Raw genomic sequence first — 19314 nt, 5'->3', positions numbered from 1 at the left:
ATTAAAATTTATTTACGGAACAGGGACATGGCTTAATATTCTTGTTATTACGGCGTCTGCGTCCATGCCTTCCGCTTCCGCTTCATAAGAAAGCACGATTCTGTGCCGTAAAACCGGAAAAGCCGCCGTTTTAACGTCTTCGGGGCTTACAAAGCCGCGCCCTTCAAACATAGCCAAAATACGGCTGCACCGGTACAGAGCGATAGAAGCCCTCGGAGAGGCTCCGAATGACACATAACGGTATACGCCCTCCGCGTCAGTCTTAGCGCTTTCCGTCCGAGGAACCGCGGGAACCTGCCTTGTTGACGCAGGGCGCGTCGCTGTTACAACCGACACTATGTATTTGCTTATTTCTTCGTCAATGTGGACGGAATCCGCGGCGTTACGCAAAAAATTAAGTTTTTCCCTGTTCAGCACAGGATTAAGCGTCGCGCCTTTGTTAGCTGAAACTGAAGACAGAGACGGGCTATTTTTTACAATATCCAGTTCTTCGACAGGCTGAGGATAGAAAACAAGCAATTTCATTAAAAAACGGTCAAGCTCGGCTTCCGGCAAGGAATAAGTGCCTTCGTGCTCGATGGGATTTTCCGTCGCAAGGACGAAGAAAGGGTCTGGCAAGGGATGGGTTTCCTCCCCGATTGTCACCTGTTTTTCTTCCATTGCTTCAAGAAGAGCGGACTGCACCTTTGCTGGAGCGCGGTTAATTTCGTCCGCCAGAATTACATTGGCAAAAACAGGGCCGCGACGGACCGAGAATCTGCCGTTTGCCTGTTCCCAGATCATCGTCCCTGTTAAGTCTGCGGGCAAAAGGTCGGGGGTAAATTGAATACGTTTAAATTCAAGACCTGTAATTTCCGCAAGGCTTTTAACGGCGAGGGTTTTAGCAAGCCCCGGCACGCCTTCAAGCAGAATATGCCCGCCCGCGACAAGGGCCGTTAAAAGCCCGTCGATCATTTCTTTTTGCCCGGAAATCCGCCTCGCCATTTCTTTTCGACATTCGGCTATAAGGGCCGTACAGCGTTCAATTTCTTCTTTTTGTATCATATTTTATTTTAACCCTACTTGGCAAAATAGTCGAGTAGAATTATTGGCGGCAACTGATAAAATATATTTTAGTAAGCGTCTTTATCAGGGTTGTTTTCTTTCGCGGGAATATAAGATTCCTGGTATTCATCAGGTATTTCATCTTTAATTATGTAATGCTCAAATAATGCTGATAATTCCGCGGCTTGCGCTCTTGTAAAATACATGGTTATAACCGAACTTGTTTTGTTATTATCTCTTGATTTATCATCAATATATTCAGCGGAGCGTTGATGTAATGAAAAATACGGCGATTTATCCTTAAAAGTATAACCTAATTCTATATTCATACTGCCGCTCGCCTGTACAGTGAAACTTAACATCTGCCAAACCAGATAACTTCTTACAACACCGTATTTAAGCTGTGACTTTTTATTGCCTTTTTGCAGATCACGCGCTTCATAATCCTCGTTATATTTTTGCAGAGCGCTGATAAAATTAAGCCGGCCTTTTTTATTCCAGAATTGATGGAATGTGTAAAATTCATACCTGTATTTAAGACAAACAACGTCTTCTTTAGGGAAATATAATACGGAAACACTTTGCTTTTTTAACTTGCCCAGTCCCATCAGTGTTTCAAACTGTACTTCCACTTCTCCTATTGTAACTTGCGGTGAGTTCATATTTACCGTAAAATCTTCGACTTTCGCGCGTTTAAAAGTACTACATGCGGTGATTGTTATGCTTAACGCAAAAATAATTAATAGTTTGTTTATTGATTTCATGTCTTATTTTACAAGGAAAATATGCCATTAGTCAAGCGAAATTAACTTTTATAAGAATGGAAAAAACTTGTCATTTATATTAAATTTTCGTATTTTTATTATATGAGAGTATCAATAACGGTAAACAAAGAATTACTTGATAAAGTAATGGAATACACCCATAGTTCTGTTCCAACTGAGGCAGTAAATATTGCCTTAAAAGACTGGTTGGTTTTTCACAGAATGAGGGAATTGAGCAAAAAATTAGCTAATAATTCAATGTATATAAACAGCAGACAACACATTCAAGAATTAACAATTTAAATTTAGTATTAAGAACAAATCGGTAATATTTTCTCTTTATGGGGAAATCTGTAATAACGAGTCCCATGTCGATATGCCAATATTCTCTGAACGAAAATGTTATTTATATGTACAGATGATTTAGGAGTGTTACAAATATCGGAGTAAATAAAATTATTTTTTTGGGATTTTTTATTATCCAATTTTTCTTGCATGATTTTATCCTCCATACTTTTAAATTAAGAATGGCAGGCCTCTATGGGGATACTTAAAGCTTTAAAAATAAATCGCAAAATACGTCCTGGTAATTTTGCGTGAATTTTTGGAATTGAGACATAGATTAGATTTATTCGTAAATTTAAAAAAATTACCCGTTAATTACTTTATCGCTAAGCAAACCCTTCGTTTTCTGTTCCGTGATATAAGCGACATAGAGCTTGTCGGTAAGAGCGATGTGGCTTAATATCCAGTCCCTAAGGATGCGTACAAATTGGTTGGGTACAAATTTCTTGCCGTAATTATATTCCTTTACCGATTCAAGAATGTCCCGTACCAGAATATCATGCGCCTTTTTATGATCCTGATAACCGGGGTATTTTACCCTCTGCAGCAATTCCTGTTCGGCGCCAAAGTGGAAACGGACATAATCAACCATTCGCCCCATTGTCTCTTTGAACACTTCCTTAAGCGCCTCTTCTTCGCCCAGACAGGCGTGGAAAAGCTCGTTGGTAAGGGAAAAAAGCTCTTTGTGCTGGCTGTCAATTAGTGGAATCCCCGTGGCATACTTCTCGTCCCAGATAACCATATCCGGATTATCGTTTGTATTTATCATAATAAATTAAGTATATTTGTGTTTTTTATATAGATCAATACTACTATTAAAATATTGTTCTTTGCGCCCTTGCGGAAACCCCTTAATATTGATAAAATAAGACAATGGTACAACCTGAAATTCTGCTGAAATATTCACTCTTTGGCGGACTGTTAAAAGAACAGGTTGAAGCCATTATCCCGCTTATGCAGGAAGAGAAATACGACCCGGATGTATACATTATTACCGAGGGAAGCCCAAACGACAAGATATTTTTCATAATTGAGGGGCAGGTATCGGTAAGCAAAAAAGATGTGGAACTGTCCCGCTTTAGCGAAGGCGAGGCTTTCGGGGAAATGGAAGTGCTTGATATTATGCCGGCTATCGCGTCGATTAAAACCATTTCGCAAGCTACGGTTATGACGATTTCCAATAAAGCTTTGCGGGAAATTTACAAGATGGATATCAAAGTTTTTGCCTTGATAATTATGAATCTTGCCAGGGACGTTTGCCGCCGTTTATGTAAAACGGATGAAAAACTTGCTTCACCAGCGCCAATATTATTATAAGGAGATAATATGATTTTTAACCCTGAATACGAATGTATGGATGTACAAGCGAGAAAAAAACTTCAACTTGCCGCGTTAAAAAATCTTGTGGAATCCATTTATTCAAAAGTGCCGTTTTATCGCGAAAAATTAATCGCGGCGGGAATTACATCTCGGGATATCCACAGTTTAGCGGATATTGAAAAATTACCCTTCACTTCGAAGGACGACTTGCGGATAAATTATCCCCACGGTCTTCGCGCCTGTCCTCAGGAAAGAATCGTGGAAGTCCACATGAGTTCCGGCACTACCGGAAAGCCAGTCGTCAATGAGTACACCATCGGAGACATTAACATCTGGCGGGAGTCAATGGCGAGAACTCTGTCGGCAGCCGGCTGTACGCGCGATGACATTGTTCAGAACTGCTACGGTTACGGGCTTTTCACGGGCGGGCCGGGAGCGCATTACGGCGCTCTTAATATCGGCGCGGAAGTTTTGCCCATGTCGAGCGGCAACACCGAGAGGCAACTTATGGTCATGCGCGATTTCGGATCGACCATGCTCACATGCACTCCCTCCTATGCCCTCTACCTTGCCGAAGAAGCCGTTGAAGCCGGAATAGACCTTCGTAAACTGCCTATCAGCAAAGGCTGTTTCGGCGCTGAACCGTGGAGCGAAAATATGCGCGTTCAAATCGAAGAGCGTTTCAACATGAAAGCCTACGACATTTACGGCCTTACGGAAATTATCGGGCCTGGAGTTTCTTTTGAATGTGAAGCCCAGCACGGACTCCATATCAACGAAGATTTTTTCTACCCGGAAATTATCGATCCAAGCACGGGAAAAGTTTTGCCCGCCGGAGAAAAAGGCGAGCTTGTCTTCACCACGATAACAAGAGAGGGAACCCCGCTTCTGCGCTACCGCACAAGGGACATCACTTTCATAATTGAAGAACCCTGCTCATGCGGACGCACGACAAGGCGGATGCACCGCCTCTTTGGCCGCACAGACGACATGTTGATCATTCGCGGCGTAAACGTATTCCCAAGCCAGATCGAGCAAGCGCTTATCGAGATCGAAGGAACAGAGCCACAGTACCTCATCATTGTAAACAGAGGCGACAGCCATCTTGACGAAGTGGAATTGCAGGTCGAAGTGAAGAAAGAACTTTTCAGCGATGAGACGCGCGGTCTTGAAAATCTTCGCAACCGTATTGAACATGTAATGAAGAGCAAACTGCAAATCGGACTGAAAGTAAAACTGGTTGAACCAAAAACAATTGAACGTTCAATCGGAAAAGCAAAGAGAGTTATCGATAACAGAAAAATATAATTTATATTAAGGAGTATGGTCTCCGCGTTGCGGAGACTTCGATTAAACCAGCCTGACTACTTAAAAGTGGTCAGGCTAAAAAAAAGAGGTTAGTTATGGGAATTAAACAAATATCGGTTTTTCTGGAAAACACGACGGGCAGGTTAAGCGAGGTTACAAAAACTCTCGCCAACGCCGGAGTAAACCTTAGGGCAATCAGTATTGCCGACACCGCGGATTTTGGAATCTTACGCATTATCGCCGATAAGACCGAAAAAGCGGTTGACACTCTGACTCAAGCGGGCTTTACCACGCGGCAGACCGATGTGGTAGCGGTAGAAATTGAAGATGTGCCTGGCAGCCTTGCCAAACTGATGGAACTGTTCCAGCAGTCGCAGGTAAATATCGAGTACCTTTACGCGTCGCTTGAGGGGCAAGTCGGAAAAGCCGTAGTAATTTTCAAGTTGAAGGATCACGACAAAGGACACCAAATACTTAGCGCTAAAGGTTTTAAAATAGCGGATAACTTCTAATGAAGATATTGATGGTTTCCAGCGAGGCCGTTCCCTGGGCAAAAACAGGCGGCCTTGCCGATATGGTTTCCGCTCTTTCGATAAACCTCGCAAAACTTGGCCATGAAGTTAAAATCGTCATACCGCGCTACTATTCGATTGACCGCGCCAAATTAAAACTTCTTCCCGGCGCGATGGGTACGCCAATGGGCGGCGGCATTGAAGAATGGAGCGCGGTTTATTGCACCGATATGCCCGGAACAGGCAAAAAAAATCCCGTAAAAGTTTATTTTATTGATCATGAAATTTTCTTTGGCAGGGACGGCATTTACGGGAGCCTTGCAGAAAGCGATTTTATGGATAACCCGCGCCGTTTCTCTTTTTTCTGCCGCGCCGTTTTTCAGCTTTGCCGTAAAATTGAATGGTACCCCGACGTGCTTCATGCCCATGACTGGCCGTCGGCAATCGCGCCCGTCTATCTGAAATTTGCAGAAAGAGTCCCCGGCGGCGACAAAGGCTTTAAAAAAACAGTTTCGATTCTTACAATCCACAACCTCGGCTATCAGGGCATTTACAACAAGGCTAATTATGACTATATAGGGCTTGGCTGGGATGTTTTTTACAACGCCGGTTTTGAAGACTGGAGCATGCTTAACATGCTTAAAGCCGGCCTTTACAGCGCGGACAAACTCAACACAGTTTCACCTAACTATGCCGAAGAAACAAAAACGCAACCCGGCGGTTTCAGACTGGACGGAGTTTTACGTTACCGCAGCGCCGACTATTGCGGCATATTAAACGGTATTGACACAAACGTATGGAACCCCTCTAAAGACAAACATATTCCCGAACCATACTCCGTAAAAGATATGTCGGGCAAGGCAAAAGCAAAAGAAGCCCTGCAAAGGGAATTTAATCTGCCCCCCGATCCAAATGTGCCTATTATCGGAATGGTTACGCGCCTGACGGATCAAAAGGGAGTGGGCGATCTTTTCGGTCCCACTTACGGTTCTGCATGGTCAATTTGCCGCGACCTTGAAATGCAAATGGTTCTGCTAGGCTCCGGCGAATACTGGTGCGAAAACGAAATTTCAGGTCTTTCTTCGCGATTATCAAACTTCAAGGCAAAAATCGGTTACAGCGAAAAAATCAGCCATCTTATCGAAGCGGGTTCCGACTTTTTCCTGATGCCAAGCCGTTATGAGCCATGCGGCCTGAACCAGATGTATTCGCTTATTTATGGAACACTGCCAATCGTCCGCAGAACAGGCGGTCTTGCGGATACCGTAGAAAATTTCGACGAAAAGACAGGCAGCGGCACCGGCTTTATGTTTGATTACCTAAGCCCCTCTTCAATTTACGACACAGTCACATGGGCAGTGTGGACATGGCACAACAGAAAGAAGGAAATCAAAAAAATGCAGGAACGCGGGATGACGCAAGATTTTTCGTGGGAGCTTTCTGCGAAAAAGTACGTGGATTTGTATGAATCGGCATTTAAAACGCAGGGGATTAAGGCGCCGAAAAATAGCGGACAAAACGGGTAGGGTCGGTTGTTATCAAATATGAATTTTTTCTGAGATTTCTTCTGCTACTATTTTAGCATAATATTTATATAAATTATTCAATTGTATGTTTTCTTGCAGTAGGCTTGACAATTGTTCTATTATTTTACTTGTAGTCTCTAACCATATAGTTTCATGTTCTTCAAGCTGTTGTACGTCTTGTCCTCCTAAACGCATTTTTACTACAAGATTTTTAAAAGCATGATAAATATTTTTTAGAATTAATAATGTTTTACCGTTTATTGACGGATCTCCTGAATCAAGCATTTTATGTAATATATTAGTATAGTAGTTGAAACAAAGATAAACAATAAAATCCTTTAATCCCCTGTTTAGATGTTCCGCGACACAAGCATATTGCTTATTAAATATTTCTTCATTGCTATTTTGCGCCGCCTCATACATTTTAATATAATGAAATAAAGCGTCACGGAAGTTGTAATGGGGAGATGATATTGTTATTTTCTTATTGACTTTGTTGAAAAGCTCCCTGTCAAATATATCTTTAATAACCCATAATTCATCAGCATAAGAAAATATATCTTCTGCAATATCATTGAGTTTTTGCTGATAATCTATTGCCAAGATGCTCCCCCAGAGAATAATAATTTGTAATTGGAATTTTTTTACCGTAACTAACCCTGCCGCCAAGATCAGAATTGTCAATGAGAGAAATATCTGGATCTATAGTTCGATTATTAACAATTTCCTCTAAACTCATATTAGTTTTAGTAATAATATTATGAAGTTTTAAAAGTAATAATAAATTTTTTCTCTGGCTCATTTAAGCAACTCCTATTATTGTTTTAAGGGATTCTTCCTCAAAAGATCTAAAAATTTCAAGGATATCAGGCCTAATTTTATCTCCTAAGGGAATATTCTGATTAATGAATTGTTTTGCTGTTGTTTCATCAATACCTTGTTTTTTCATTTCATTTAAAAAATGTTCACTAATTTTATCATTAAATGCTTTTACTATATTCTTTTTATCATTTGAAAGATTGAAAATTATTTCTTTATCTGTTGCGTCATCTGTAAAATATCCATTGCTTGCCCTGGTAAAAGTATCAGCATACTCAACATATCGTGATTGAAAATCGCCTTCTTCCCAATTCTCAATAAGGATAGTTTCTTTTACAACTTCAGAAAAATAAATTTTAGTAAAATTATGCAGAAATTCGCTTTTTTCCATTTTTCCCCCTAATTTGGATTTGAAGGTTAACCATTAAACGGCTATAACCGTTTTGGCTTCCAACCATCCAGTTAATTCAAACTAATAACGCTGGGGGAATAATACAGATCCCTCCTTGAGCATTTTTATATGCCAAGGAGCCAAAGACTTTCCATTCCCCCCCTCCCGTTCATGGAAAACCTTCTTTTTACTGTAACTTCCAAGTCTTGGTTAATTTATAATTTTTAAATATAAACTAATTATATCACTAATATAAGCATTATTGCTAGTAAAAAACAAAAATACGTTGTTTTTCTAAACTAAATTTAATTATTTTACTCCTCCACAGCCAGTGCCAGTGCCAATACCCTGATTTTGAAGGGTCAAACTGGATTATCCCGCTTTATTTAGGTTATGCCGCTGGTTATAACGGCATAAAAAAACACAAAATTTATGAAATAAATTATTAGCTTCATTTATATTCCAACGTGATATTATATCCATTCGCATAACCCCCTGTCGCGTTTACTGCTTTCTCCAAAGGTACCCATTTGTATCTTTAATAGTATTTGAATCTATAGTTACAAATTTATAATTTTCGCTAGTATTGTTGACAGGCATATAAGTCGCATATACCATTCTTTCTGAAATTGTGTATGACCATTTAAAGCGGCTTGGGCTGCTGTTTGCGCTTGTGTCAAGCGCACAAGTGCCATCGCTGTCAAAAGTCCAGTAGAAGCGAGTACCGCCAACGGTTGCGCTATATGTACCAGAAACAGGATAATAACTGCCATCTTTAAGAAACGTAATAGGAAAAGTATTCGAATTGCCGATAGACGAAACTGTAAGAGTATTTGAATCGTAAATATTAAAAGTAAAATTCTTAATAGTTACTTTATTGTCTGATACAGTGTATGTGCCTGTTTCTGTACCCATGGAATTAGTCAATGTATAAGAACCGTCGCTGTTAAAATGAATTTGATTTTCATTATATTCAAACTCGCGATAATACATACCCGATAAAGTATTACCTCCTGAGTTATTATTAACGGCGCCGCTGCCAGTACCGTCAGTATTGGAACCAGTGTTGGATTTGTCAGGATTGCCGCCGTCTGAGGAGCTGTCGCAAACCGCTGTCAAAAACCCGATTGCCAATGTTAGGATGATAAGCCCAAATAATTTACAAGACTTCATTTTTTGCCTCCTATTTAATATTTTTTTCCAAATGATGTAGTTTCAATGCAGGTTAACTAATTCAAAATTATTGATTGACATTTATGATCAATCATACGTAACATCACTATTTGATATACCCCAAAAGCGGTATCTGGCGCCCAGCGTTGCCGCCAGGCATGTTCTGTTATTAGTACGTCGTAGCTACTGCGGCTGTCGATAGAACACTTTCTCCATTGCTGTTATAGGAAGCTACTTTGTAATAGTATATTGTGTTAGGTGTTAGTCCTGTGTTTGTGTATGAGGTTGTCGTCGAAGTACCACCCGAGTATAAGTGCCGGAAGAACTATCGCTACGATAAACATAATAGTATGTAGCATTTGAGACAGCGTTCCAACTAACAGTAATGCTGCTTGACGATGCACGCGTTGCAGTTACGCCGGTAGGCGCATTTTGTTTTGTTATTGCAGAAACAGAGTTTGATTGAACTCCCATGCCAAGTGCTGTGTAGACAGCTACTTTATAATAGTATGTTGTGTTAGGTGTTAGTCCGGTGTTTGTATATGAGGTTGTCACCGAAGTACCAACCTGAGTATAAGTGCCGGAAGAAATATCGCTACGATAAATATAATAGTATGTAGCATTTGAGACAGCGTTCCAACTAACAGTGATACTACTTTCCGATACAGCCGTTGCATTTATGCCGGTAGGTGCGCCATATTTTGTTGTTGCAGATGTATGGTATGATTGAGAGCCTTCTCCATTTTCGGTATAGGCAGATACCCTGTAATAGTATGTTGTACCAGGTAATAACCCGGTATCTGTATATACACTTGATTTAGAAGAACCAATCTTTATGAAAACTTCTGTAAGCGCACTGCTACGATAAATGTTGTATCCGGAGGCTCCTGAGACAGTCCCCCAAACAACAGTGATACTATTTGTTGAATCAGATGTCGCAGTTACGCCTTGTGGAGGATCTGGGTTTTTTATAGACTCTTTTTCACCTTCTCCACATCCAATGAAAACCAGACTCATTGCCAGCAGAACAGCCAGTAATCCCAAAAGAAACACATTCACCTTCTTCATAATAAAAACTCCCTAGGCTTATTTTTTTAAACCTAAATAAAATATGACAGATCCATACAGATATGCCTTTCAAAAAACCAAAAATTGGTATTTTTGTAAAAATTATAGAAAAGTGCTACCCCCAATACTGGTAGCACTTTCGGTATGGTAACTCCGGTAAGTGTCGTTCTCATAAATAACTCCTTTTATAAGACACTTTTATGCCTACATATTTTCTTAATTAAAACTTAGATTTAGCTACAAATTCTCATACACCAACCTATATGATAATAACACACCTTACAGTAAATATTCAATACCCTATAGTAAAGATAAAATGAAAAAATACCAATCTAATGGATAAGTTTAGAGGATATATGACCGATATTCGCCTGATTTTGGCAGAAAACATGAAGAAATACCGCAAAATTCTGGGGCTTTCACAGGAAAAATTGGCAGAAAAAATGAATACAGCCCCGAATTATATAGCTATGATAGAAGTAGGCAAAAAATTCCCCTCCGCCGGTATGCTGGAGCGGATCGCTCTGGCTCTTAATGTTGACACTCCCGAACTTTTTACAACAAATACTGTTACATTTATGACCAATAGCAACAAAACTCTTGAACGTCTGTATCAGGAAATTTTAATTGATTTTAAAAAGTTTGAAAATGATTATAAATTGTTTGAAAAAACCGTTACCGAAAAAATAAAACAATGGCAGCAAAGCTGATATTATCTTCTTTGTGATCTTTGTCCCTTAGTGCTCTTTGTGAGAACCTCTTTCCAATCAATCCTACTTCAAAATCCCCAACTCCGTCATCGCCTTTTTAAGAATCGCTTCGCTAGACGGCTCAAGTTTGCCAAGAGGAAGGCGCGTAGGCCCCGCTGGAAGACCCGCCCAGACAAGGGCTTGTTTGATTGGGACAGGATTTGTTTCGATAAAAGCCGCTTTCATAAAGGGTAGGATTTCGTAATGGATAGCGCGGGCTTTTTCAAAATTACCGTCAAGAGCGGCTTGCGTCATGTTCTTTACTTTTGCGGGTAACAGGTTGGAGACGACCGAGATTACTCCTTCGCCGCCCATGCTTATTAAAGGAAGAGTCATGCTGTCGTCACCTGAAAGAACCCAGAATTTATCCTGAGTGTTTTTGCGCGGCGTCGCGATTTCCCTGATAACGTCTCCCATCTGATTAATGTCACCGGAAGATTCCTTCACCCCGGCAATGCCCGGAATTTTGGCGATTTCTTTCATTAGGGGAGTGGGGATATTTTTGCCAGTGCGGGAGGCGATATTGTAAACGATGATAGGGATGCCGGGTTTTGCGGCGGCTTCAAAATGGCGTAACATACCGCTGTCGTTGGGTTTGTTGTAGTAGGGAGTTACTACAAGAGCCGCGTCAGCGCCGAATTTTTTCGCGCGCTCAACGTACTTAACCATGTGCTTTGTGTCGTTTGAGCCGGCGCCTACGATTACTTTTATTTTACCGGCTGATTCTTTTACGGCGATTTCTATCAGCTTGTCTTCTTCGTCTTCGTCAAGAGTGGGATTTTCGCCGGTTGTTCCAAGGGGGACAATGCCGTCGATACCTTCCGTTATCTGAAACTTGATAAGCCTGCGGAAACCTTCATAGTCAATTTCCCCCGACTCCGTCATCGGCGTAACAAGCGCCGTATATGCACCGCGAAAATCTGTCATAAATTCTCCTTAAATAAATCACTCATCATATCATCAATTGTAAAAACCCCGTGCCGCTCTTCCGCGGTAAGCCACTGCGCTGCCAGTACCGCGCCTGAGGCAAATCCTTCACGGGTGCGGGCCGTGTGGGTAATTTCGATTGTATCCGCTTGAGAATCAAAAAACAAGCTGTGAGTGCCGGGGACGTTGCCCATCCGCAGGCTTGGAAAGTGAAACTCGTCATCTTCCGGCCTGTTGTTCATCGTCTCCCATACCATTCTTTTTTTACGGCTGATTCTGGAAAGTACTCCTTCCGCTAAAATTTTTGCCGTTCCCGAAGGACTGTCAATTTTTTTGTTATGATGAATTTCAAAGCCGCCTACGTCGTACTCGGGAAAATTATTTGCTAACTCAGCGGCGTACCACGCGATACGGTAAAATATGTTTACCCCAATTGAAAAATTGGACGCCCAAATCATGGAAGTGTCAGCAATATCAATCGTCTTAGTTACTTTGCTCAGGTGAACATGCCAGTCAGTAGTTCCTACGACTATTGGGATTCTTCTTTCCGCGAGGGCGAGGATATTTGCCGCCGCTGTATCAGGCTGGGTAAATTCAATAGCGGCGTCAACGGAACTAAAGTCTGCTTCCGCGATTGATTTTAATATTTTTATTGCCGATTGGGCATTAGTTGCAAACGGATCTACAATGACGGAAATTTTATGCCCTTTAGCGAGGGCGGCCTGTTCTACCATTTTTCCCATTTTGCCGTAACCGATTAACGCGATATTCATACCTTCTCCTCCGCGCCGCTTGAAGCGGGGCTTTTTTGAGACTCAAAAAAATCCAGATGAAGCGACTTAACAACTTCCGCCGCTTCTGTTTCGTTTACTATAAAACTGATATTCACCTTGCTCGCGCCCTGAGAAATCATTTGCACGGACACGCCGATTAGCTGACAAATTCTAAAAGCCCTTGCCAGTATTTCAGAAGAGCGCTTAACATTGCCGATGACGGAAACTATCGCTTTTCCTGTTTTAATTTCCACGCCCGCGATTTTATTTAATTCTTTTTTCACTTCGGCTAAATCATAAGCGGTATCCAATGTAAGGGATACCGACACTTCGCTGGTGGCTACCATATCGACCGAAATATTGTGTCTTGCGAAGATTGAAAAAACTTCCGCAAGGAAACCGTATTGGCCTAACATTCTTGTAGAGACAATATCCACAAGCGTTACATTGTGCTTTGAAGTGATGGCGCGGACGGGCGGGCCTTTTTTTGCAGCCGTTGACGCGTTTTCAATCCGAGTGCCGGGCGCTTCGATGTTATACGAATTTTTTACAAGAACGGGAGTTCCAGTTTTCATGCACGGCTGCATTGCCCTTGGATGTAGTACTTGCGCCCCAAAGTACGCAAGCTCCGACGCTTCTTCGTAAGTGACAAATTGTACGGGCTTCGCGTCTTTTACAATCCTTGGATCCGCTGTCAGTATTCCGTCAACGTCTTTCCAAACCTGAACTTCTTCGGCTCTGCACGCCGCAGCGATCATTGTCGCCGAAAGATCCGATCCGCCGCGCCCAAGCGTCGTGATACTGCCCTTTTCGTCTTTCGCAAGAAACCCCGTTACAATGGGAAGAACATTCCCCTTTATCTGCGGAAGAATTTTTTCTGGAATCAAGTCCCAACTTTCTTTAAGCAACTCGGCGCGGGTATAATCGGAATTGGAAATAAATCCCATCTCCCACGCGTCAAAAGCCATTGCGTTCATGCCGGAAGCTTTTAAAAAAGCGCCAGTGACACGCACGGAAAGCCGCTCGCCAAAAGAGACAAGATAATCTTTTGTCCGTGGAGTAAGTTCCCTGATAAGGGCGATTCCCGATAACAGGCGGGTAAGCTCGTCAAAAAGGCTTACGACTTCTTTCTGAGCGGGCAGTTTTAAATTTTTGATAGTTTCCTGATGAAGTTTTTCTATGCGTTTAATATCAACCTTTCCTTCTTTTAACGCCAGATTTCCGGCTTCAAGAAGATGGTCGGTCGTATCTCCCATAGCAGATAACACAAGCACCGGTTGTTTTGGCATTTGTGTTTTTACTATGCCTGTAACATGGCGTATTCTTTCCGCGTTCGCCACTGAGCTTCCGCCGAATTTCATCACTATCATTTCTTTCTCCTGATACAGACAGGCTGCTTTTTATCCGCCTTTTTCTGTAATGGCGCTTTTACGCAATTATACAAAAAAACGCGAACTGGGGCAATGGACTGTAATACGCTATTCTGTTATTATTTCCCTATGATTGGCTTTCTAATAAAAAAAACTATATACGATTTATGGGACAATATGATCAAGGTTGTCGCGCTTAATTTAGGCTTTTTGGCCTGTACCGCAATTCCGATTCTTCCCTTATTGTTCCCCAACATTTTCGGCTCTAATTTGTTGGTTATAGTATTTGCCATTCTGGGAACCCTTATTTGCTCGATATATCTTGCCACGGCAGCTTTTACAATAAAGTCAATTTCTGATTATGGGACTTTTACTTTTAGCGATTTTCTCGCAAACCTTAAAACAGCGTGGCCCGCCGGCATTGCCATGTTTGTGTTTCTATTTATTATTTATATTGTAGTATCAATTGTAATTCCGTTTTATGCCGCTATGGCTTCATTAATCGGTTTAGCTTTATCGGCATTGCTTATCTGGGTACTGATATTCGCCTTCCTTTCTTTTCAATTTTATTTTGCAGTCTACGCCAGGCTAGGCGCTAATATAATGAAATCATTTAGAAAGTGCATGTTAATTTCTTTAGACAATACCGGCATGTCAATTTTTTTATTTATTCACAATATTCTTGCTTTAATGATTTCCGTAATATTTGTCTTTATGTTTCCCGGCCCCATAGGCGTTCTTCTTTATCTTGACGAAGCCCTCCGCCTGCGTTTGTTAAAATACGATTACCTAGAAGCCAACCCCGAAGCCGACCGCAAAAAAATCCCATGGGACGCGTTGTTGATAGATGAACGCGAAAAAACAGGGAATCGCACTTTGAAGAATTTTATTTTTCCGTGGAAGGATTAGGGAGGTAGATAAAAGACCTCACACACGCTCAATAAACGCACGGCGTAGCCGTGTGGATCAATAATGCCACATAGCGTAGCATCAATAAATGCTGCTGTCTGTAATTAAAGCAAGGCTGCCTTTAGGCTGCCGGCAGTGCACAGCTCACAAAGGAAGAGAAGATCACAAAGAGGAGAGAGGAGGTTTCTGTTTGTTAGCTTAATCGTGAAGCTCAAGCATAACATTCTGACAAAAAATCACTATTCACTTGTTCGCTGTAAAGTTTTATATATTTATTATCTTCGTAATATTTATGTTACTTTTACTAAAAAATGGCTATAATTATAAAATGGTGCCGTAATTTTTTTACGGCAACTTGTAAATTTCTTGCCTATTGATTACGATAATATATATATGTTGTGTTTTTATTCTGTCAAGAATTACCGTGGTTTCAAAGATGCTATAACGCTCGATCTTACCTCGTCCAATTATGGATTTAACGAAGAATGCGTTAAGGATGGCTATGCCCATAAAGCTTTGATTTACGGTTATAACGGAGTGGGGAAATCAAATTTAGGTTTGGCGATAATGGATATTATTATCAACCTTACAGATAAAGATAAAACTTTGCTCCTGACCAATAACTATTGTAATGCAGAGAGCGGAAGTAAATTAGTCGAATTTAAATATAAATTTAGATTTAATGAGACTATGATTGAATACCAATATGGGAAAAATGCGCCTGAATCTATTTGTTATGAACGTTTATTTATAAATGAAAAATGTGTTGTTTCTTATAATCGAATTACTGGCGAACCGTTAGAAATAAATTTGCCTGGTGCTCAGACATTGAATAAAGATATCAGTAAAATAACAATTTCAATATTGAAATATATAAAATCAAATGCTTCTTTAGAACAATCTGATGAAACAAATGCCCTTTTTTCATTTTTTGATTTTGTAGACAGAATGTTGTTTTTTCGCAATCTTGATGATAGAAATTATGCAGGATATGAAGTTGGCGGTCATCAATTATTTGACGAGATAGTAAGTAAAAATCATTTTGATAATTTCAGATCTTTTTTGGCAGATGCAGATGTTCCTTCAAACATAATATTCACAAAAATGGCAAATCGGACAAGAGTCTATTTTAAATATGAAACTACACAGAAAAGAAATTCTATTATTGATTTCTTTGACAATTGTTCTACCGGAATGAAGTCATTGACTGTGTTATTTTATTGGTTGCAAAATGCGATATTCGAGAAAACCTCATCGCCTTCATTTATATTCATTGATGAATTTGACGCTTTTTATCACCAGCGTTTGTCTGAATATGTCATAAATAAAATAAAAAAAATAGATAACTGCCAATTTATTCTTACTACGCATGATACCGGTGTAATGTCAAATGATATTATGCGCCCTGATTGCCTCTTTTTGATGCATAAAGACAAGATCGAAGCTTTATCCTCATTGACAGATAAAGAGTTGCGGTTTGCCCATAATATAGAAAAAATGTACCGTGCGGGCGCTTTTGATGAGTAATACTATACTGCTTATTTTTGAAGGAGAAATAATTGAGGGACAAATATTTAAGAGCATCGAAAAATATTTTTTCCCAGCTTCCAATGGACAACAAATTATTAGAAGCAGTTTTAAAGCTGAAATTTATCAACTTTGGAATGAAGTTAAGGATGATGTTAATCTTGATATTGTAGAAGTTCTCAAACAAAGACCCGATTCAGATATTAGAGATATTGATAGAAGAAATGTATCAGAGGTACATCTCTTTTTCGATCATGACGGTCATTCCCATTCAGATACAATGTCACCGCAAGATTACAATGAAATGATAAATAAATTACTTAACACTTTTAATAATGAATTTGAGCAAGGAAAACTTTGGCTTAGTTATCCTATGACAGAAGCCATTAAACATTGTACAAATAACCCTGCTGATTGTTTCAAAGACGCGTTTCTTGATATGTCAAATAATATTAACTATAAAAATATTATTGATAAAATAAGTAATTATAAAGATATAAAAAAATATGATGAAAACACTTGGCATTATTTAACTATAATTAACATTCAACGAACATTTTGTTTGGTGAATAATACTTATGAGACGGTTTCTGATTATCAAAGTATAAAACATTGGTTTGAAAACAATGCGATAATTATAAAACAAATACAGGAAAAGCAATACAAAAATTTTATCTTGCCTAAAAATCAGATTGTTGCATTGTCACCTTTTCCTCTTTTTTTAATCAATTATTTTGGTGAGAAATATTTTAATAAATGTAAAAACGAGATAGTTACAAAAAACTGTAGTTTCTATTGTTATCAAAATAATAAATAAAATTACAAATTTGCTTCACCCCGCAACCCCTACACCATTTCGCTAGGGTACTCCAAATTTTCCTTAGACGCTTTCTTCAAAAGCGCGATGTATCTGCGCCACTCCCATTTTGCCATGTCGATATTTTGATCGCGCCAGTTGCCGCATTCGGCGGGGGAAGCGCCGGGAATGGGGCCTTCGAATTTTTCTATCCATTCAGCCATTTCTGTTAATAGGGGAAGAATATCAAGGGATTTATAGTCTCCTTCCAGAATTAAATAAAAACCGGTGCGGCAACCCATTGGGCCGAAGTATACTGTTTTTGGACTCCATACTTTGTGTGAACGAAGAAATGTCGCGCATAAATGTTCAATTGTATGCACCGCCGGCTGATCCATTACCGGCTCCTTATTCGGCTCTTTAAAACGAAGATCAAACGTGGTAAGCACCACATCTTTGAATTGATCTTTCCGTGAAACATAAGCTCCGGGTTTTAACCGAAGATGATCAACCTGAAAACTAGCTATTTTTTCCATACCGCTCTCCTTTAACTAACTATAACAGGATATATGCCTTTAAGCAACTCACCAGTCATTTCGGTAACATTTCTATATTGAGGCAACTCGCTAATTCCCCAATGGCGGTTTACGACGTTCCGCCGCAGGCGGAATGTTAAGCTTTTGCGCTCTGCGCAAAAGCCGTAAACCGCTACGCTAAGCGACGTTTTAATGTCGCTTAGCGTGGAAGTATCTGCCGTTTTAATGGCAGATACTTCCTATTTCTCCGTAATATTAAAACTCCCGTCCCAATCGGCAGCGGGCGGATATTCCTGATACTGACGGCAGCGTTCAATAAAATGTTTGGAAGGGCCGTCTTCGGGGTATATTTCCAATACCTTTTTAAACGCGCTCTCCGCGTCTTTCCAGTTGCGTACTTCAAAAAGATCCATCGCTTTATGAAAAAGATAAATTTGTTCAAATAAAGCGTCAGACGCGTCGGCTTTTAATTCCAATACTTCATGGATACGCACAGGTTCGTTAATGCCCACAACTCTAACACGGTCAAGCCGTCTGGTAAGCAACTTGCCTTTTGTTTCCTGTACCGTAGATTCCGAGGCAAGCACCCAAGTTCCGTATTGCTTGTTCACTCCTTCAAGACGGGAAGCCAAATTTACCGCGTTACTGATGATAGTGTAGTTCATCTTTTTTTGCGTTCCCATGTTTCCTACTACCATTTCTCCGGTATTAATGCCGATACGGGTCAACAGCGGCGAAGGGCTTATTCCGTTTTCAAGGACATACCTATTCACTTCATTCTCTATCCGCTTCATCATTATTCCGGCAGTGCATGCCCGCAGAGCGTGATCGTCAAGTTCCAGAGGCGCGCCAAAGAAAGAAACAATTGAGTCTCCCTGATATTTGTCGATAGTCCCTTTTTCTTCCAGAATAATATCGCTCATGGTGGAAAGATAATGGTTAAGGAGATCTACTAAATGAGCTGGCGTAAGTTTTTCCGCTATACCGGTAAATCCCTTTATATCGGAAAACAAAGCTGTCATGTGCCGGTTAATTCCGCCAAGCTGCATTCGGGTGGGGTCGGATATAACTTCTTCTACGACATCTTCTGACAAATATGTTGAAAAAGCCTGACGCATATTATTGTTGAAATACTGAAGCTTGACATGGGCTTCTTCAATTTCCTGCGCTTTCCTTCGGTACAACATCGTATTTAAAACGCCGAAAAGAACTGAAACGGAAAGGGCGAGAATCTGCAATATCGTCATAGTCAATGAATAACCGCGCTGTTCCCTGATAACTTTGTCGCTTATATCCACGTCCGCGACACAGTAGAAATTGCCGTCTTTATCATACACCGGAGCAAAACCGGCAAGAAGGTCTTCCCAGCTTTCGTTATAGTTACCCAGGTCTGTCGCTGTTACATCTCCGGAAAGAGCTGCCCTAGCGATATCCTGAATTGGTTTAACAGTTCCGGG

General features: G+C 40.5%; 22 protein-coding genes. 9 read left to right on the top strand and 13 right to left on the bottom strand.

Going from position 1 to position 19314, the window contains the following annotated elements; translation table 11 throughout:
• Nucleotides 1-12: 12 nt before the first annotated feature.
• Together ACYVRA_RS13500 and ACYVRA_RS13495 are read right to left on the bottom strand one after the other, a co-directional pair.
• Nucleotides 13-1044: an AAA family ATPase gene (locus tag ACYVRA_RS13500; protein WP_461253241.1), complete on the bottom strand. Its 1032-nt coding sequence runs from the start codon at nucleotides 1042-1044 to the stop codon at nucleotides 13-15.
• A gap of 68 nt (nucleotides 1045-1112) precedes the next feature.
• Nucleotides 1113-1808: a hypothetical protein gene (locus ACYVRA_RS13495; protein WP_461253240.1), complete on the bottom strand. Its 696-nt coding sequence runs from the start codon at nucleotides 1806-1808 to the stop codon at nucleotides 1113-1115.
• A 102-nt stretch (nucleotides 1809-1910) separates the two neighbouring features.
• Here ACYVRA_RS13495 and ACYVRA_RS13490 point away from each other — a divergent pair, with 102 nt between their 5' ends.
• Complete coding sequence (locus tag ACYVRA_RS13490; RefSeq protein ID WP_461253239.1) at nucleotides 1911-2111, top strand: type II toxin-antitoxin system VapB family antitoxin; 201 nt, start codon at nucleotides 1911-1913, stop codon at nucleotides 2109-2111.
• A 346-nt stretch (nucleotides 2112-2457) separates the two neighbouring features.
• On the opposite strand, the gene ACYVRA_RS13485 is transcribed toward ACYVRA_RS13490, so the two are convergent.
• Entirely contained in the window at nucleotides 2458-2922 is a 465-nt protein-coding gene (locus tag ACYVRA_RS13485; RefSeq protein WP_461253238.1) for a bacteriohemerythrin, read from the bottom strand.
• A gap of 104 nt (nucleotides 2923-3026) precedes the next feature.
• On the opposite strand from ACYVRA_RS13485, the gene ACYVRA_RS13480 reads away from it, so the two are divergent.
• The 4 genes from ACYVRA_RS13480 (at nucleotide 3027) to ACYVRA_RS13465 (ending at nucleotide 6819) form a co-directional block, all read left to right on the top strand.
• Nucleotides 3027-3470, top strand: a complete 444-nt coding sequence (locus ACYVRA_RS13480) for a cyclic nucleotide-binding domain-containing protein (RefSeq protein ID WP_461253237.1) — start codon at nucleotides 3027-3029, stop codon at nucleotides 3468-3470.
• Nucleotides 3471-3479: 9 nt separating this feature from the next.
• Nucleotides 3480-4781 carry a phenylacetate--CoA ligase family protein gene (locus ACYVRA_RS13475; protein ID WP_461253236.1) on the top strand — a complete coding sequence of 434 codons (1302 nt, stop codon included), beginning with the start codon at nucleotides 3480-3482 and terminating at the stop codon, nucleotides 4779-4781.
• Between the two features lie 95 nt (nucleotides 4782-4876).
• A complete protein-coding gene (locus tag ACYVRA_RS13470; RefSeq protein ID WP_461253235.1) occupies nucleotides 4877-5293 on the top strand; it encodes an ACT domain-containing protein in 417 nt (138 codons plus the stop codon).
• Nucleotides 5293-6819 carry a glycogen synthase gene (locus tag ACYVRA_RS13465; protein WP_461253234.1) on the top strand — a complete coding sequence of 509 codons (1527 nt, stop codon included), beginning with the start codon at nucleotides 5293-5295 and terminating at the stop codon, nucleotides 6817-6819. Before ACYVRA_RS13470 ends, ACYVRA_RS13465 begins: the two co-directional genes overlap by 1 nt.
• A gap of 12 nt (nucleotides 6820-6831) precedes the next feature.
• Here ACYVRA_RS13465 and ACYVRA_RS13460 read toward each other — a convergent pair whose 3' ends face one another.
• The 5 genes from ACYVRA_RS13460 to ACYVRA_RS13440 all read right to left on the bottom strand — a co-directional run bounded on the left by ACYVRA_RS13460 (nucleotide 6832) and on the right by ACYVRA_RS13440 (nucleotide 10270).
• On the bottom strand, nucleotides 6832-7422 hold the full coding sequence (locus ACYVRA_RS13460) for a hypothetical protein (RefSeq protein WP_461253233.1): 591 nt from the start codon (nucleotides 7420-7422) through the stop codon (nucleotides 6832-6834).
• Nucleotides 7391-7621, bottom strand: coding sequence for a hypothetical protein (locus tag ACYVRA_RS13455; protein WP_461253232.1), 231 nt, complete (start codon nucleotides 7619-7621; stop codon nucleotides 7391-7393). The genes ACYVRA_RS13460 and ACYVRA_RS13455 overlap by 32 nt, the downstream gene beginning before the upstream one ends.
• A complete protein-coding gene (locus ACYVRA_RS13450; RefSeq protein ID WP_461253231.1) occupies nucleotides 7622-8029 on the bottom strand; it encodes a hypothetical protein in 408 nt (135 codons plus the stop codon).
• Between the two features lie 504 nt (nucleotides 8030-8533).
• Nucleotides 8534-9202, bottom strand: coding sequence for a hypothetical protein (locus tag ACYVRA_RS13445; RefSeq protein WP_461253230.1), 669 nt, complete (start codon nucleotides 9200-9202; stop codon nucleotides 8534-8536).
• A gap of 261 nt (nucleotides 9203-9463) precedes the next feature.
• Nucleotides 9464-10270 (bottom strand): fibronectin type III domain-containing protein, encoded by an 807-nt coding sequence (locus ACYVRA_RS13440; RefSeq protein ID WP_461253229.1) that lies wholly within the window; start codon nucleotides 10268-10270, stop codon nucleotides 9464-9466.
• Nucleotides 10271-10605: 335 nt separating this feature from the next.
• On the opposite strand from ACYVRA_RS13440, the gene ACYVRA_RS13435 reads away from it, so the two are divergent.
• Nucleotides 10606-10980 carry a helix-turn-helix domain-containing protein gene (locus ACYVRA_RS13435; protein ID WP_461253228.1) on the top strand — a complete coding sequence of 125 codons (375 nt, stop codon included), beginning with the start codon at nucleotides 10606-10608 and terminating at the stop codon, nucleotides 10978-10980.
• Nucleotides 10981-11043: 63 nt separating this feature from the next.
• Here ACYVRA_RS13435 and dapA read toward each other — a convergent pair whose 3' ends face one another.
• Genes dapA through ACYVRA_RS13420 form a run of 3 tightly spaced genes read right to left on the bottom strand, consistent with a single transcriptional unit; the run spans nucleotide 11044 to nucleotide 14089 of the window.
• Nucleotides 11044-11946 (bottom strand): 4-hydroxy-tetrahydrodipicolinate synthase, encoded by a 903-nt coding sequence (gene dapA, locus ACYVRA_RS13430; protein WP_461253227.1) that lies wholly within the window; start codon nucleotides 11944-11946, stop codon nucleotides 11044-11046.
• Entirely contained in the window at nucleotides 11943-12719 is a 777-nt protein-coding gene (gene dapB / locus ACYVRA_RS13425; RefSeq protein ID WP_461253226.1) for a 4-hydroxy-tetrahydrodipicolinate reductase, read from the bottom strand. The genes dapA and dapB overlap by 4 nt, the downstream gene beginning before the upstream one ends.
• Nucleotides 12716-14089 carry an aspartate kinase gene (locus tag ACYVRA_RS13420; protein WP_461253225.1) on the bottom strand — a complete coding sequence of 458 codons (1374 nt, stop codon included), beginning with the start codon at nucleotides 14087-14089 and terminating at the stop codon, nucleotides 12716-12718. The genes dapB and ACYVRA_RS13420 overlap by 4 nt, the downstream gene beginning before the upstream one ends.
• 129 nt (nucleotides 14090-14218) lie before the next feature.
• On the opposite strand from ACYVRA_RS13420, the gene ACYVRA_RS13415 reads away from it, so the two are divergent.
• From ACYVRA_RS13415 to ACYVRA_RS13405, 3 genes are all read left to right on the top strand, one after another.
• Nucleotides 14219-14998, top strand: a complete 780-nt coding sequence (locus ACYVRA_RS13415) for a YesL family protein (protein WP_461253224.1) — start codon at nucleotides 14219-14221, stop codon at nucleotides 14996-14998.
• 366 nt (nucleotides 14999-15364) lie between these two features.
• On the top strand, nucleotides 15365-16525 hold the full coding sequence (locus ACYVRA_RS13410) for an AAA family ATPase (RefSeq protein ID WP_461253223.1): 1161 nt from the start codon (nucleotides 15365-15367) through the stop codon (nucleotides 16523-16525).
• Nucleotides 16518-17342 (top strand): hypothetical protein, encoded by an 825-nt coding sequence (locus ACYVRA_RS13405; RefSeq protein WP_461253222.1) that lies wholly within the window; start codon nucleotides 16518-16520, stop codon nucleotides 17340-17342. The genes ACYVRA_RS13410 and ACYVRA_RS13405 overlap by 8 nt, the downstream gene beginning before the upstream one ends.
• Nucleotides 17343-17371: 29 nt before the next feature.
• Here the strand turns inward: ACYVRA_RS13405 and ACYVRA_RS13400 are convergent, their stop codons facing one another.
• Both ACYVRA_RS13400 and ACYVRA_RS13395 read right to left on the bottom strand, forming a co-directional pair.
• Nucleotides 17372-17857 (bottom strand): S-ribosylhomocysteine lyase, encoded by a 486-nt coding sequence (locus tag ACYVRA_RS13400; RefSeq protein ID WP_461253221.1) that lies wholly within the window; start codon nucleotides 17855-17857, stop codon nucleotides 17372-17374.
• Between the two features lie 239 nt (nucleotides 17858-18096).
• Complete coding sequence (locus ACYVRA_RS13395; protein ID WP_461253220.1) at nucleotides 18097-19194, bottom strand: adenylate/guanylate cyclase domain-containing protein; 1098 nt, start codon at nucleotides 19192-19194, stop codon at nucleotides 18097-18099.
• Nucleotides 19195-19314: the final 120 nt, after the last annotated feature.

This window comes from Treponema sp. R8-4-B8 (assembly GCF_054786175.1).
This window is presented reverse-complemented; position numbering and strand designations above follow the sequence as displayed.

Coding starts and splice junctions, on each gene's coding strand:
- ACYVRA_RS13500 (WP_461253241.1), bottom strand. CDS start 1,044: ATGATACAAAAAGAAGAAATTGAACGCTGTACGGCCCTTATAGCCGAA.
- ACYVRA_RS13495 (WP_461253240.1), bottom strand. CDS start 1,808: ATGAAATCAATAAACAAACTATTAATTATTTTTGCGTTAAGCATAACA.
- ACYVRA_RS13490 (WP_461253239.1), top strand. CDS start 1,911: ATGAGAGTATCAATAACGGTAAACAAAGAATTACTTGATAAAGTAATG.
- ACYVRA_RS13485 (WP_461253238.1), bottom strand. CDS start 2,922: ATGATAAATACAAACGATAATCCGGATATGGTTATCTGGGACGAGAAG.
- ACYVRA_RS13480 (WP_461253237.1), top strand. CDS start 3,027: ATGGTACAACCTGAAATTCTGCTGAAATATTCACTCTTTGGCGGACTG.
- ACYVRA_RS13475 (WP_461253236.1), top strand. CDS start 3,480: ATGATTTTTAACCCTGAATACGAATGTATGGATGTACAAGCGAGAAAA.
- ACYVRA_RS13470 (WP_461253235.1), top strand. CDS start 4,877: ATGGGAATTAAACAAATATCGGTTTTTCTGGAAAACACGACGGGCAGG.
- ACYVRA_RS13465 (WP_461253234.1), top strand. CDS start 5,293: ATGAAGATATTGATGGTTTCCAGCGAGGCCGTTCCCTGGGCAAAAACA.
- ACYVRA_RS13455 (WP_461253232.1), bottom strand. CDS start 7,621: ATGAGCCAGAGAAAAAATTTATTATTACTTTTAAAACTTCATAATATT.
- ACYVRA_RS13450 (WP_461253231.1), bottom strand. CDS start 8,029: ATGGAAAAAAGCGAATTTCTGCATAATTTTACTAAAATTTATTTTTCT.
- ACYVRA_RS13445 (WP_461253230.1), bottom strand. CDS start 9,202: ATGAAGTCTTGTAAATTATTTGGGCTTATCATCCTAACATTGGCAATC.
- ACYVRA_RS13440 (WP_461253229.1), bottom strand. CDS start 10,270: ATGAAGAAGGTGAATGTGTTTCTTTTGGGATTACTGGCTGTTCTGCTG.
- ACYVRA_RS13435 (WP_461253228.1), top strand. CDS start 10,606: ATGGATAAGTTTAGAGGATATATGACCGATATTCGCCTGATTTTGGCA.
- dapA (WP_461253227.1), bottom strand. CDS start 11,946: ATGACAGATTTTCGCGGTGCATATACGGCGCTTGTTACGCCGATGACG.
- dapB (WP_461253226.1), bottom strand. CDS start 12,719: ATGAATATCGCGTTAATCGGTTACGGCAAAATGGGAAAAATGGTAGAA.
- ACYVRA_RS13420 (WP_461253225.1), bottom strand. CDS start 14,089: ATGATAGTGATGAAATTCGGCGGAAGCTCAGTGGCGAACGCGGAAAGA.
- ACYVRA_RS13415 (WP_461253224.1), top strand. CDS start 14,219: ATGATTGGCTTTCTAATAAAAAAAACTATATACGATTTATGGGACAAT.
- ACYVRA_RS13405 (WP_461253222.1), top strand. CDS start 16,518: ATGAGTAATACTATACTGCTTATTTTTGAAGGAGAAATAATTGAGGGA.
- ACYVRA_RS13400 (WP_461253221.1), bottom strand. CDS start 17,857: ATGGAAAAAATAGCTAGTTTTCAGGTTGATCATCTTCGGTTAAAACCC.